General features: G+C 53.4%; 1 protein-coding gene (cut by a window edge). It reads left to right on the top strand.

Annotated features, from left to right (window positions below; all coding sequences use genetic code 11):
- Positions 1 to 15,718 carry the final stretch of a non-ribosomal peptide synthase/polyketide synthase gene (locus ACXHJ2_RS11670; protein ID WP_457874834.1) on the top strand. Its footprint begins 26,660 nt before the window's first position, so only the last 15,718 of its 42,378 coding nucleotides appear in the window; its start codon lies beyond the left edge, outside the window; its stop codon occupies positions 15,716 to 15,718.

Genomic DNA, 15,718 nt, shown 5'->3' with positions numbered 1-15,718 from the left:
ACATGTATTCCGTCAACTGATCGCCCGCCATGCGACGTTGCGTACCCGTTTTGAGCTGGTGGACAATGAGCCGATGCAATGGATCAAGGACACCGTGCCATTCGAGGTGGAATATACGAAGATACAGGCAGAAGATGTGATTACGGATACAGATCAGGACACAACTACAGATAGGTACACAAGGGTCAACATAGAGGCGCAACAGCTGGTGCGGCGCTTTGTCCGTCCGTTTGATCTCAACGCTGCGCCGCTGCTGCGAGTAGGCTTGGTGGATCTGGGCGTTCAAGGAGTAGAACAGGAATCCCAACATCTGCTTATGCTCGATATGCACCATATCGTCTCAGATGGGGTGTCCCTGGAGGTCCTGACTGATGAGTTTGTCCGTTTGTATGGCGGTGAAGAGCTGGCGCCATTGCGGATTCAGTACAAAGATTATGCCGTATGGCAGCAAAGCGAAGCCCATCAGGAATGGATGCAGCGTCAGGAAGCGTACTGGCTGAACACCTTCCGAGGGGAACTGCCTGTGCTGGATCTTTCTACGGACTTTGCCCGCCCAGCGGTACAGAGTACGGCAGGGGATACGATCGAATTTGTACTGGAGCGTGAGGTTAGTGAACGCCTGAAAGAACTGGCTGCCCAGACCGGCTCTACCCTGTATATGGTGTTGTTGGCGGCGTACACCACGCTCCTACACAAATACACAGGTCAAGAGGACATGGTTGTCGGTACGCCGATTGCCGGACGACCGCATGCCGAACTGGAGAGTCTGGTCGGTGTATTCATTAACACACTGGCGATTCGTAATTATCCGTGTGGCGACAAATCGTTCCTGGATTATCTGCAGGAGGTCAAAGAGCATGCGCTCCGTGCGTATGAGCATCCGGACTATCCGTTTGAAGAACTGGTGGAAAAGCTGAATGTAGCGCGGGATACAAGCCGGAATGCGCTGTTTGACACGATGTTTGAATTGAAAACGTTGGAGCAGCGGGAGTTCGAGCTGGAAGGGCTGACCTTGAGCTCCTATCCACTGGACAATCAAACGGCAAAATTCGATTTGAGCTTGGAGGCGATAGAGCAGCCGGAAGGTATTCTGTGCAGTCTGGAATACAGCACAGTGCTGTACAAGCGGGAGACCATGACGCGATTGGCACAGCATTTTGCGGAAATCGTTCGAGCGATTGCATATCATCCGCAGCAGCCACTGGCAGTTTTGAATATGGTAACCGATGAGGAACAAGAGCAACTCATCTACGGTTTTGGAGAAGTGGGCGTAACGGATGTTGCTGCGGTTGAAGCAGGAGCCCTGTTCCATACCTATGTGGAAGAACAGGCTCAGCTTATACCAGATCACGTGGCGGTGGTATACGAGGAGCAACAGCTTACGTACCGGAAACTGAACGAGCGTGCGAACCAATTGGCGCGCAGACTAAGAAATGAAGGCATTGGACGCGAATCGATTGTCGGCATTTTGAGTGAGCGCTCGGTAGACATGCTGGTCGGTGTGTTGGCGGTCTGGAAGGCTGGAGGCGCATATGTACCGCTGGATGCAGACTATCCGTCCGAACGCATTCGTTTCATGCTGGAGGATAGTGGTGCGACGGTGCTGCTAACGCAAACCGGTTTGCAGGAGCGCGCACAAGCATGGCTGAATGAAAGCTACGTGGCTTTGGGCGATGAAAAAGCTAAGGGTGAGCTGGAAACAGCGGCTGGTGCTGAAACGATGGAAAGAGACAACCTGAATGAAGGCTTAGGCTTGAAATCAGATTCGAAGTCTGACAGCGAAGAAGCATCCAAATCAGCAACAGGGCTGCGTCTGCATACCGTATTGGCATTGGACGATGAGTCGCTGTACACCGGGGATGCCACGAATATCGACCCGATCAATGAGCCGCAGGATCTGGCGTATGTGATTTACACCTCTGGGACAACGGGACGTCCGAAGGGCGTCATGATCGAGCATCGCAGTTTGGTCAATACGGCTGCGGCGTATCGCCGGGATTACCGTCTGAGCGAGTTCCCGGTACGACTGCTGCAATTGGCAAGCTTCTCCTTCGACGTGTTCGTCGGGGATATTGCGCGGACGCTTTATAACGGTGGAACGATGGTCATTTGTCCGAAAGACGATCGGATTGATTTTAGCCGTCTGCACGGATGGATTCGTGATTATCAAATTACGGTGTTTGAATCAACTCCGGCCCTGATCGTACCGTTTATGCAGCATGTGCATGAACAGGGGCTGGACATGAGCAGCATGGAACTGCTGATCACCAGCTCAGACAGCTGCAGTGTGGCGGATTACCGGGTGCTGCAAGAGCGGTTTGGCGCAGATATCCGCATCATGAACAGCTATGGCGTCACGGAAGCGGCGATTGACTCCAGCTTCTATGACGAAGAGCTGTCGAAGCTGCCAAGCAGCGGTCATGTGCCGATTGGTCAGGCATGGCTGAATGCACGCTTCTACATTGTGGACAGCCAGCTGAATCCGGTGCCGATCGGCGTACTGGGCGAACTGTGCATCGGCGGAATTGGGGTGGCACGGGGATACCTGAACCGTGCGGATCTGACAGCCGAGAAATTCGTGGCGAACCCGTTCGTACCGGGTGAACGACTGTATCGCACCGGCGACTTGGCGCGGTGGATGCCGGACGGCAATGTAGACTTTATTGGCCGGATGGATGATCAGGTCAAAATCCGGGGCTTCCGGATTGAACTGGGCGAGGTGGAAGCGCAGCTGCTGACTGTGGATGGCATTGAGAAAGCCATCGTTACCGCCTGGGAAAACGAAAACGGAGACAAAGATCTGTGCGCGTATGTCGTAGCCTCGGAGGCGCTGAATTTGCCGGAGCTGCGCAGCACACTCCAGCCCAAACTGCCGGGCTATATGATCCCGACGTATGTCGTACCACTGGATCAATTCCCGCTGACACCAAACGGAAAAATTGACCGCAAAGCGTTGCCAGCACCGGAAGCGCGCCTCGAAGGAGGTACGGAGTATGTTGCGCCGCGGACCCTGCTGGAAGAGCAGATGGTACGTATTTGGCAAAGCGTTCTGAATCATCAGCGGGTAGGCATCCAGGATAACTTCTTTGAAGTGGGAGGACATTCACTGCGTGCCACCACCCTGATGGCGAAAATCCATCAGGAGCTGAATCACAAGCTGGCCTTGCGAGATATTTTCCAATATCCGACGATTGAGCAATTGGTGCAGGTGATGGGTGAAGATCAGGCCCAGCAAATGTATGTATCCATACCTGTGGCGGAGGAGCGCGAATATTATCCCGTTTCCTCGGCGCAAAAACGGATGTACGTGCTGAGTCACATGGAAGGTGGAGAGGTGAGCTACAACATGCCAGGAGCTTTGATTATCGAAGGCTCCTTGGATAAAAAGCGACTGGAACAAGCCTTCCGCCAGCTGATTGCCCGTCATGAAACCCTGCGAACCCGATTCGAGATGGTGGATGGCGAGGTGATTCAGCGGATTGAATCTAACGTCCCATTCAGCGTGGAGTATGTGCAAGCAAGCGAAGAAGAGACACCGCAGTACGCACAGGACTTTGTACGTGCCTTTGATCTCGCACAAGCTCCGTTGCTGCGGGTTCAGTTGATCGAAAACGGACCGGGGCGTCACGTTATGCTCTATGACATGCACCATATTATTTCGGATGGCGTCACGGAAGGAATTATCGTGCAGGAGTTCTCTCAATTGTACGAAGGCAAGGAGTTGCAGCCACTCCGTATTCAGTACAAGGACTATGCCGTTTGGCAGCATGCAGATATGCAAAGTGAACGTCTTCGTGCGCAAGAAAGCTATTGGCTGAACACCATGTCTGGTGAAATTCCGGCACTGGATATGCCAACGGATTTTACAAGACCCGCCGTACAACGTCTGGAAGGAACTCGATTTGAGTTTGCGATCTGCATGGAGGACAGCGAGCAGTTGAAGCAGCTGGCCGCGCAAACCGGATCCACCTTGTACATGGTATTGCTTGCAGCGTATAGCACACTCTTGCATAAATACACGGGTCAAGAGGACATCATCGTCGGCACGCCGATTGCCGGAAGACCACATGCGGAGCTGGGTAGCCTAGTAGGCGTATTCCTGAACACACTGGCGATTCGCAATTATCCGTCTGGTGACAAAACGTTCCTTGACTACTTGCAAGAGGTCAAAGAGCATGCGCTCAGTGCGTATGAGCACCAGGAATATCCGTTTGAAGAACTGGTTGAAAAGCTGAATGTAACGCGGGATACGAGCCGGAATGCGCTGTTTGATACGATGTTTGAGCTGAAAACATTTGAGCAGCAGGAGTTCGAGCTGGAAGGGCTGACCTTCAAGCCGTATCCAACGGACGATCATACGTCCAAATTTGATCTGACCTTGGATGCCGTAGAGCAGTCAGAAGGCATTCTGTGCAGTCTGGAATACAGCACGGCGCTGTACAAGCCTGAGACCATCGCGCGCTTTGCACAGCATTTTACTGAACTCGTACGAGCCATTACACTTCACCCACAGCAGTCACTGTCCGCTTTGGATATGGTAACTGTCGAGGAAAAAGCACAAATCATCTATGGTTTTGGAGATGTAGGCGTATCGGATGTTGCTACAGTTGAAGCAGAAGCCTTATTCCATGTCTTTGTGGAAGAACAGGCCCAGCTTGTACCAGATCATGTGGCGGTGGTGTACGAAGAGCAACAACTTACGTACCGCACACTGAATGAACGTTCGAACCAACTCGCTCGCAGACTGCGAAATGAAGGTATCGGACGCGAATCGATTGTCGGCATTTGGAGTGAACGCTCGGTAAACATGCTGGTCGGCGTACTGGCGGTGTGGAAGGCTGGAGGCGCATATGTGCCGCTGGATGCAGACTATCCGTCAGAGCGCATTCGTTTCATGCTGGAGGATAGCGGTGCGACGGTGCTGCTGACTCAAACCAGTTTGCAGGAGCGCGCACAAGCATGGCTGAGTGAAGGCCAAGGGGCTCCGGGCGAAGGAAAGACCGAGGGTGAGTTGGAAACAGCGGTTAGCGCTGAAACGATGGAAAGCGACCGCCTCAATGAAGGTGTGAGCTTGAAAGCAGATTCGAAGTCTGACAGCGAAGCAGCATCCGAATCAGCAACAGGGCTGCGTCTGCGTACCGTACTGGCATTGGACGATGAGTCGCTGTATACCGGGGATACGACGGATGTTGAACCTATCAATGAACCGCACGATCTGGCGTATGTGATTTACACCTCTGGCACAACCGGACGTCCGAAGGGCGTCATGATTGAGCATCGCAGCTTGGTGAATACGGCTGCAGCGTATCGCCGGGATTACCGTCTGAACCAGTTCCCGGTACGACTGCTGCAACTAGCCAGCTTCTCCTTCGACGTGTTCGTCGGGGATATTGCACGGACGCTCTATAACGGGGGCACGATGGTCATTTGTCCGAAAGACGACCGCATTGATCCAAGCCGTCTGTACGGATGGATTCGCGATTATCAGATTACCGTGTTCGAATCGACCCCGGCCCTGATCGTACCGTTTATGCAGCATGTGCATGAACAGGACCTTGACATGAGCAGTCTGGAACTGCTGATCACCAGCTCGGATAGCTGCAGTGTGACGGATTACCGGGTGCTGCAAGAACGGTTTGGTGCGAATATCCGCATCATGAACAGCTACGGCGTCACCGAAGCGGCGATTGACTCCAGCTTCTACGACGAAGAGCTGTCGAAGCTGCCAAGCAGCGGCCATGTGCCGATTGGCCAGGCATGGCTGAACGCACGCTTCTACATCGTGGACAGCCAGCTGAATCCGGTGCCGATCGGCGTACTGGGCGAACTGTGCATCGGCGGCATCGGGGTCGCACGGGGCTACCTGAACCGTGCGGACCTGACCGCCGAGAAATTCGTAGCGAACCCGTACGTACCAGGTGAACGACTGTACCGCACAGGTGACTTGGCGCGGTGGATGCCGGACGGCAATGTAGACTTTATCGGCCGGATGGACTATCAAGTCAAAATCCGGGGCTACCGGATCGAGCTGGGCGAGATTGAAACGGCGATCCAGCGGGTGCCGGGTGTGCGTCAAGCCGTGGTCATCGATCGGACAGACGAGCGTGGACACAAGTATTTGTGTGGATACATTACGGGAGAAACCGAGGAGCTGCGGATCGAGGAAATACAGGCAGCCCTGGAAGCCGGACTGCCAGCACACATGGTGCCTGCACGTCTGATGCGACTGGAGACCATCCCGCTGACCAGCAACGGCAAAATCGACCGCAAGGCCTTGCCGGAGCCGGAAGGCAGCATCCATACGGGAGCAGCTTATGTGGCCCCGCGTACGAAGGTGGAGCAAGTACTGGCTGCGGTATGGGCCGGAGTGCTCGGCGTAGAAGCCGTAGGCACGCAGGATAACTTCTTCGAGCTGGGCGGCGATTCGATCAAAGCCCTGCAAGTCTCGTCCCGCTTGCTGCAAGCAGGTTATCGACTGGAGATGAAAGATCTGTTCAGTCATCCGACGGTGTCTGCCTTGGCGCTGAAAGTCCAATCGGTGACAAGATTGGCAGATCAGAGCCAAGTGGTGGGCACTGTGAAGCTGACACCTGTTCAGCATTGGTTCTTTGAGCAGAACCTGACGGATGCTCATCATCATAATCAGTCCATTATGCTGCATAGCCAGGACGGTTTTGATGAAGTGGCCCTGCGCACAGCGATGGACCACATCGTTAGCCATCACGATGCGCTGCGGATCGTTTTCCGTCCTACGGAGCACGGGTATGAAGCTTGGAACCGCGCGGTGGGTGAGGGCGAGCTGTATACGCTGGAACGTATAGACTTCAGCCATGAGACTGAAGTGTCTACGGCGATCGAGGCTAAAGCAAATGAAATTCAGGCGGGGATTCATTTAAGCGAAGGACCGCTGGTGAAGCTGGGGCTGTTCCATTGCCCCGATGGAGATCATTTGCTAATGGCTATTCATCACTTAGTGGTGGATACCGTATCCTGGCGCATTTTGTTCGAGGATCTTACGACAGCCTATGAACAGGCATTGAACGGACAACCGATTCGTCTTCCGCACAAAACGGATTCGTTCCACACTTGGGCTGAGGCACAGTCTCACTATGCGAACGGTCCAGCAATGGAAGCAGAGCTCTCCTTCTGGCAGGAAGTGGAACAGGGGGCGTATGAGCCGCTTCCAAAAGACCAGCCGCAACTACAATCCTTGAATAAAGACAGCGAGCTTATGACGGTCACATGGACCACTCAGGAAACGGAGCAGTTGTTAAAACAGGCGCATCGTGCCTACAACACAGATATGAATGATCTGCTGCTGACCGCACTTGGCACGGCTATTCATCGCTGGGCGGGGATTGAACGCGTGCTTGTCACCCTGGAAGGCCATGGGCGGGAGTCCATTTTGCCAGAGCTGGATATTACGCGCACGGTGGGCTGGTTTACGACACAGTTCCCGGTTGTGCTGGATATGAGCGCAGGGCAAGACCTTTCACAGCACATCAAACAGGTGAAAGAAGGGCTACGCCGGATTCCGCAAAAGGGCATTAGCTACGGGATGATGAGATACCTATCTGCAGCATGTGAGCAAGCGCATTTTGGAACCGAACCTGAAATCAGCTTTAACTACTTGGGCCAATTTGACCAGGAGATGCAACATCAATCCATTAGCGTGTCTCCTTACGCTAGTGGTGCCGAGCTTAGCGCATATGCAGCCAGATCGCACACGCTGGATCTGAACGGACTGATTTCGGAAGGTCAATTGCAATTGACGATCAGCTACAGCCATCAGGAATATCGCAGGGAAACGATGGAGCAGTTAGCTGAAGCGCTTAGAACCAGCCTGCAGGAAATCATCACGCATTGTGCGGGCCGCAAACAGCAGGAGCTGACGCCAAGCGATGTTATGCTTAAACCTGTAACCTTGGCCGAGCTGGATCAGTTGGTCGAACGGACGCGTGACATCGGGGAACTGGAAAATGTATATGCCTTGACACCGATGCAAAAAGGCATGTTGTTCCATAGTCTGATGGATGCAGAATCAGGGGCTTATTTTGAACAAACGACCTTTGATTTGCGCGGACGCTTCCAGGCCGATATTTTCCAAGATAGCTTGAATCAACTGGCGCAGCGGCATGAGATCTTTAGAGCTAATTTCATCAGCGGCTGGCAGGATGAGCCCGTACAGGTGATTTTCCGCCATAAAGAGGTTGGTTTTAGATATGAGGATTTGCGTCATTTGGAAGATCAGGAACGTGACGCGTATGTGCAGGAATTTATTCGTAAGGACAAGGCCGCCGGATTTGATTTATCCCGGGATGCGTTGATGCGCGTGGCGATTTTGCGGACCGGGGATGAGGATTATTACTTTGTCTGGAGCTCTCACCACATCCTAATGGATGGCTGGTGTGTGGCGTTGGTAACGGATGAAGTGTTTGAGGTTTATTTTGCAGCCGTAGAGCATAGAGCACCGAAGCTCGCCCCGGTGACTCCATACAGTCAGTATATTGAGTGGCTTGAAGCACAGGATGTAGAAGCAGCAACCTCATACTGGAAGGAATATTTGCTGGATTATGATCAACAAACTTCGATTCCGACCGGAAAAGTAGGCGCGAAAGCGGACGGCGAACAATTTGAGCATGTACTGTGCGACCTAGGTAAGGTTTTGACAGGACGCATGGAAATGGTAGCCAAGCAGTATCACGTGACCACCAATACGCTACTGCAAACAGCCTGGGGCTTACTGCTTCAAAAGTACAACGGTAGTAACGACGCCGTCTTTGGCGGTGTAGTATCGGGTCGCCCGGCAGATATTTCAGGGATCGAAAACATGGTGGGCTTGTTCATTAACACCATCCCAATTCGTATCCGCAGCCAGGCTGAGGACACCTTTGCCGACCTGATCAGAGCAAATCAGCAGCAGGCGCTGGCTTCTCAAGATTATGAAACGTATCCGCTGTATGAAATTCAAGCCTTGACCGAGCAAAAGCAAGAGCTGATCCACCACATTATCGTGTTTGAAAACTATCCGGTGGAGGAGCAGGTCGAACAGCTTGGCGAAGGTGCGGAATCGGATTTTGTAATTAGCAATGCAGGGATGATTGAACAAACGAACTATGATTTCAATCTGGTCGTCATGCCGCAGGAAGCGATGAAAATCCGATTCGAATACAATGCGAAGTTATATGATCGGGAAGCGGTGGAACGGACGCAGGGTCATCTGGTACAGCTGCTGGAGCAGGTGGTAGCGCAGCCGGACATTCAAGTGCAGGAGCTGGATGTGTTAAGCGAGCAGGAACGCGAGCAAATTCTCCACGTATGGGGAGATACAGCCGCTGAGTATCCAAGCGAACAAACGATCCATGGCTTGTTCGAAGCACAAGCCGTGCAGACACCGGAACAGCCAGCGCTGTACTTCGAAGGTGAGCAGTTGACCTATCGCGAGCTGAATGAACGTGCGAATCGTCTGGCTCGTACCTTGCGCAGTCAAGGCGTGACGAAGGATCGGCTGGTGGGTCTGATGACCGAGCGTTCGGTAGACATGATCGTGGGCATCTTCGGCATTTTGAAAGCCGGAGGTGCATATGTGCCAATCGATCCGACGTATCCAGAGGAGCGTATCCGCTATATGCTGGGTGACTCGGGAGCAGAGTTGTTGTTGACGCAAAGCCACTTGGTGGACAAAGTAGCTTTCGACGGTCAGGTGCTGGTGCTGAATGGGGCAGAGAGTGTGCATCACGAGGATGGCTCCAATCTGGAGTCGTTGTCTGGTCCGAACGATCTAGCGTATGTGATTTATACGTCAGGTACGACGGGACAGCCGAAAGGGGTTATGCTGGAGCATCGCGGTCTGTGTAATCTGAAAACGTATTTTGATCAGGAATTCCAGATCAGCGCGTCGGATCATACATTGCTGTTTGCCAGCTATTCGTTTGATGCAGCTTGCTGGGAAATATTCCAAGCCCTGTTCTGTGGTGCCACGTTGTACATGCCAACGTCAGAGACGATTTTGGACTATGAGAGATTCGAGCATTACATGACAGAACATCAGATTACGATAGCGACATTACCACCGACCTATGCGGTCTATCTGGAGCCAGAACGGATGCCAAACCTGCGTATTCTGATCACTGCCGGTTCAGCCGCTTCAACAGAGCTGGTATACAAGTGGAAGGATCATGTAGCGTACTACAACGGCTACGGTCCAACTGAAAACTCGGTGGCGACATCCATCTGGCCAGTATCCAAGGATGAGAGAGCAGGACAGCTGATTTCTATCGGCCGCCCTGTACCGAATCACCGGGTATACATGGTGGATGTACATGGACATTTGGCTCCAACAGGCGTAGCGGGTGAGCTGTGCGTATCCGGTCCAGGTCTGGCGCGTGGCTATCTGGATCGTCCAGAGCTGACGGCTGAGAAATTTGTACCGAATTCATTTGCGGCTGGCGAAGCAGGTTATGAACGAATGTATCGTACGGGTGACTTGGCAAGATGGATGCCGGATGGCAACATTGAATATTTGGGCCGGATCGACCATCAGGTGAAAATCCGGGGTTATCGGATCGAGCTGGGCGAGGTCGAGACACAAATTTTGAAAGTAGAGAGCATACAAGAGGTCATCGTACTGGCCCAGGCGGACGAGCAGGGACAAAACCAACTGGTGGCGTACTTTGTTGCCGAACGTGACGTGAGTGCGGGTGAGCTGCGAAGCTTACTGGGTGAGGAGCTACCAAACTACATGGTGCCTTCGTACTTGGTACAGCTGGAACAAATGCCGCTGACACCGAACGGTAAAATCGACCGCAAGGCCCTGCCAGCACCAGAAGGCAGCCTGCAAAGCGGAGCCGACTATGTCGCACCGCGGACGTGGGTGGAAGTGAAGCTGGCGCAAATCTGGCAGGACGTGCTGGGCCTGGCGCAGGTCGGCGTGAAGGAAAACTTCTTCGAGATTGGTGGACATTCCCTGCGGGCGACGACACTGGCCTCGAAGATTCACAAAGAGCTGAACAAGCCACTTCCACTGCGTAGTATTTTTGAAGCACCAACGATTGAGCAACTGGCCGTTGTACTGGAACAGCTGGATCAAGTGACGTATGCCTCTATTCCGGTAACGGAAGAGCGCAGCTTCTATCCACTGTCCTCGGCGCAAAAACGACTGTATGTGCTGCATCAGTTCGATCCGCATGATGTGAACTACAACATGCCGTCGGTGCTGCAAGTGAGCGGTCCGCTGGATGTGAAGCGGGTGGAACATGCATTCCGTCAACTGATCGCTCGTCATGCGTCCTTGCGCACCCGTTTTGATCTGATCGACAGTGAGCCGATGCAATGGGTTGAGGACACGGTGCCGTTCGAGGTGGAATATACGAAGGTACAAGCAGAGGGTGCGACTACGGATACAGACACGAGGGTCGGCAAGAAAGTGGATGAGCTGGTGAGTCGCTTTGTCCGTCCGTTTGATCTCAAAGCTGCGCCGCTGCTGCGAGTAGGTTTGGTGGATCTGGGCGTTCAGGGAGTAGAGCAGGAATCCCAACATCTGCTTATGCTCGATATGCACCACATCATCTCGGATGGTGTGTCGATGGGGGTACTGACTGAAGAATTTGTCCGCTTGTACGACGGTGAAGAGTTACCGCCACTGCGGATACAGTACAAGGATTATGCCGTATGGCAGCAAAGCGAAGCCCATCAGGAATGGATGCAGCGTCAGGAAGCGTACTGGCTGGACACCTTCCGGGGTGAACTGCCTGTACTGGATCTACCGACAGACTTTGCCCGTCCGGCGGTGCGAAGTACGGCAGGCGATACCGTGGTGTTTGGGCTGGAACGCGAAGTAAGCGAGCGTCTGAAAGAACTGGCTGCGAACACAGGCTCTACACTGTATATGGTGTTGCTGGCGGCGTATACCGCCCTCTTGCACCAATACAGCGGCCAGGAGGACATCGTCGTCGGCACGCCGATTGCCGGACGACCGCATGCGGATTTGGAGCCGATCCTCGGGATGTTCGTCGGTACGTTGGCATTGCGAAACTATCCGACAGCAGAACATACCTTCCGCAGCTACGTGGAAGAAGTGAAGGTTCGCGCCCTGCAAGCCTACGAGCATCAGGACTATCCATTTGAGGAGCTGGTGGAAAAGCTGAATGTGAAGCGGGATATGAGCCGCCATCCGCTATTCGATACGATGTTTACCCTGCAAACGACCGAAGAAGGCGAACTACAGTTGGCAGACCTGAGCTTCCGTCCATATGGCTTGGAGCAAACGCCAGCGAAGTTTGATTTAACGCTGGAAGCCAGAGAGGAAGAGGCAGGCATCCAGTTCGGATTGCAATATGCAACCGCGTTGTATCAACGGGAAACCGTTGAACGGATGACTCGTCACTTTATTCGCTTAGCCGAAGCCGTCGCGGCGAACCCGGATGCGAAGCTGGGTGAGCTGGAGCTAATTACGACGGAAGAAACCGAGCGGATTCTGAAGGTGTTCAATGATCCGAACGCACATAGCGTGCGTGGAACACTCCAAGGGCTGTCGCTCAGCGAGCGTTTTGAAAAGCAAGCGAAGAACCATCCTGAGCGGATAGCCGTTGTGTCTGAGGACATGGCGCTAACCTACGCTGAGCTGAATGAGCAGGCGAATCAATTGGCCCGCGTGCTACGTGCGAATGGTGTGGAAGCAGATCAGCCAGTAGGCGTACTGCTGGAACGTTCTGCGGATCTTCTGGTGAGTATTCTGGCGGTACTGAAGGCCGGAGGCGCGTATGTGCCAATGGATACGATGTATCCACAGGAGCGCATTGACTACATGCTCCAAGACAGTGGGGCACCAGTCGTGATTACAAGCAGAGCCGCCACTCTCTCGCTCAGACTGCCGGTAGCAGTACAAGCTGTAGTTCTGGACGATGAGGGCGTTCAAGCTCACTTGGGAGAACAGGATGCAAGCAACCTGGTTCCTGTCTCCGGCCTGCACAACCTGGCCTATATGATTTACACGTCAGGTACAACCGGTCAGCCGAAAGGAGTCATGATCGAGCAGGGCAGTGTCAGCAATCTGGTAGAGGCTCTATACGAGCGCGTATACAGCCGGTATGATCAGCCGCTTCACATCGCATGGCTGTCGGCCTTTGTATTTGACGCTTCGGTGAAGCAAATCTTTGCCAGCTTGCTCTTAGGCCACACCTTGCATGTGGTGTCCCGTGACGTCAGCCTGAGCGGAGAGCATTTGATCGCCTACTATCGCACGCACCGAATCGATCTGTCGGACGGCACACCTGCGCACCTGCATATTTTGAACGAAAGTGTCAGCGTGACCGAAGCGCCTGAAGTGAAGCACTACCTGATCGGGGGCGAAGCCTTATCCGTGCAGTTGGTAAAGGTGTTCCTACACAAATGGTCCGGGTATCGTCCGGTGATTACGAACGTGTATGGTCCGACCGAAACGACGGTAGATGCGACGGCTTATACGATTGAAGATGTAGAGTCCCTGCATGTACTGCTGGAAAAAGGGGAGCATACGGTATCTATCGGAACGCCGATAGCGAACCAGGCAGTGTATATCCTGAACAACCAGCAACAGCTGGTGCCGATCGGTATCGCAGGTGAGCTCTATATCGGAGGTGCAGGTATCGCACGAGGATACCTCAACCTGCCGGAACTGACGGTTGAGAAGTTTATTCCGAATCCGTTCGCTGATGCGGAGGCAGCCGATCAAGCGGACAGCACTTTCGCAAACCGGATGTACCGAACGGGCGACCTGGCAAGGTGGCTACCGGATGGCAGTATCGAGTATTTGGGCCGGATCGACCACCAAGTGAAAATTCGGGGGTATCGGATCGAGCTGGGCGAGGTTGAAGCGCAGCTGCTGACCGTGGACGGCATTCAAAAAGCCGTGGTCACAGCCTGGGAAAACGAAGACCGACACAAGGATCTGTGTGCCTATATCGTAGCTTCGGAGTCGCTGAGTTTACCAGAACTGCGGAATGCGCTGCAGCCGAAGCTGCCGGATTATATGATCCCGACGTATGTGGTACAGCTGGATCGTTTCCCACTGACGCCAAACGGGAAAATCGACCGGAAGGCGTTGCCAGCACCGGAAACACGCCTTGAAGGAGGTCTGGAGTACGTTGCACCGCGGACGCCGTTGGAGGCCAAGTTAGCGCAAATCTGGCAGGATGTATTGAAGCTGTCCAGCGTAGGCGTCACCGACTCATTCTTCGATGTGGGGGGGCACTCCCTGCGGGCAACGTCGCTGGTGGCCAAAATCCATCAGGAACTGGGCAGCCGAATGACACTGCGTGAAGTGTTCCAGCACTTTACGATTGAGCAGCAAGCCCAGCTCATCGCAACGCATGGCACAGATGCCTATACGGTGATCCCTGCCGCGACGAAACAAGCCTACTACCCTGCTTCCTCGGCGCAAAAACGACTGTACATTTTGAGCCATCTGGAAGGTGGAGATGTCAGCTACAATATGCCGGGTGTATTAGTAGTGGAGGGGCCGCTGGAGGCCGATCGACTGGAGGATGCGTTCCGTCAGTTAGTGGCCCGCCATGAAACGCTGCGAACTTCCTTTGAAATGGTGGACGGCGAGGTCGTGCAGCGGGTTTACGATCAGGTTGAGTTTGCCGTAGAACGCCTGCAGGCTAGTGAGTCCGAAGCGGAAGTGTATATCGAGTCCTTTGTACGCAGCTTCGATCTTCGGCAGGCACCGCTGCTGCGTGTCCGTCTTATTCAAACCGGACCCGAGCGCCATCTCCTGATGTACGACATGCACCATATTATTTCAGACGGGGTATCGTCTAACAATATCGTGCAGGAGCTGGGACAACTGTACGAGGGACAGGCCTTGAAGCCGTTGTCCATTCAGTACAAGGACTATGCGGTGTGGCAGCAGCAGGAAATGCAGCGTGAGTCCTACCAGCGCCAGGAACAGTTTTGGCTGGAGCATTTAGCCGGGGAATTACCGGTACTGGATTTGCCGATTGCTTATCCTAGACCTGCTGTTCGCAGCTTCGAGGGAGCAACGTATGAGTTTACCGTGGACCCGAATGTATCTGAGCAATTGCGCCAAGTGGCGGCACAGACCGGAAGTACGCTGTACATGGTGCTGATGAGCGCCTACACCGTTCTGCTGTCCAAATATAGCGGTCAGGATGATTTGATCATCGGTACGCCAGTAGCAGGTCGTTTGTTACCTGAACTGGAGCCGCTGATCGGCATGTTTGTCAATACACTAGCCATTCGGCACCAGCCACAGGGCAACTCAACGTTCCACAGCTACCTACTGGAAGCCCGAGATCGTACGTTACAAGCCTTCGAGCATCAGGAGTATCCGCTGGAAGAGCTGGTGGAAAAGCTGGATATAGTACGGGATGCAAGCCGTAATCCGTTGTTTGATACTATGTTTGTACTGCAAAATACGGAGTCGCAGGAAGCGAAGCTTGAAACGTTGTCCTTCAGTCCTTATGTGCAGGAGCATCGTATTTCCAAATTTGATTTGACCTTGTCCATGAGTGATGAAGACGGGCAGATCAAGGGTTCCTTTGAATATTGCACGAAGCTGTTTGGCGCCGACGCTATTGAACGATTAACCGGAGATTTGATAGCGATCCTGTCACAGGTTGCGGCCAATCCAGATTTGCAATTAAGCGATATTCAGGTGAACTTGGGTGAACAAGCAGAAGGCTTCTCACCGGATTCCATCGACTTTGTTTTCTAG

The sequence above is a fragment of the Paenibacillus sp. ALE3 genome (assembly GCF_054113405.1).
The sequence above is the reverse complement of the archived record's forward strand: the minus strand, read 5'-3'. Positions and strand labels throughout refer to the sequence as shown.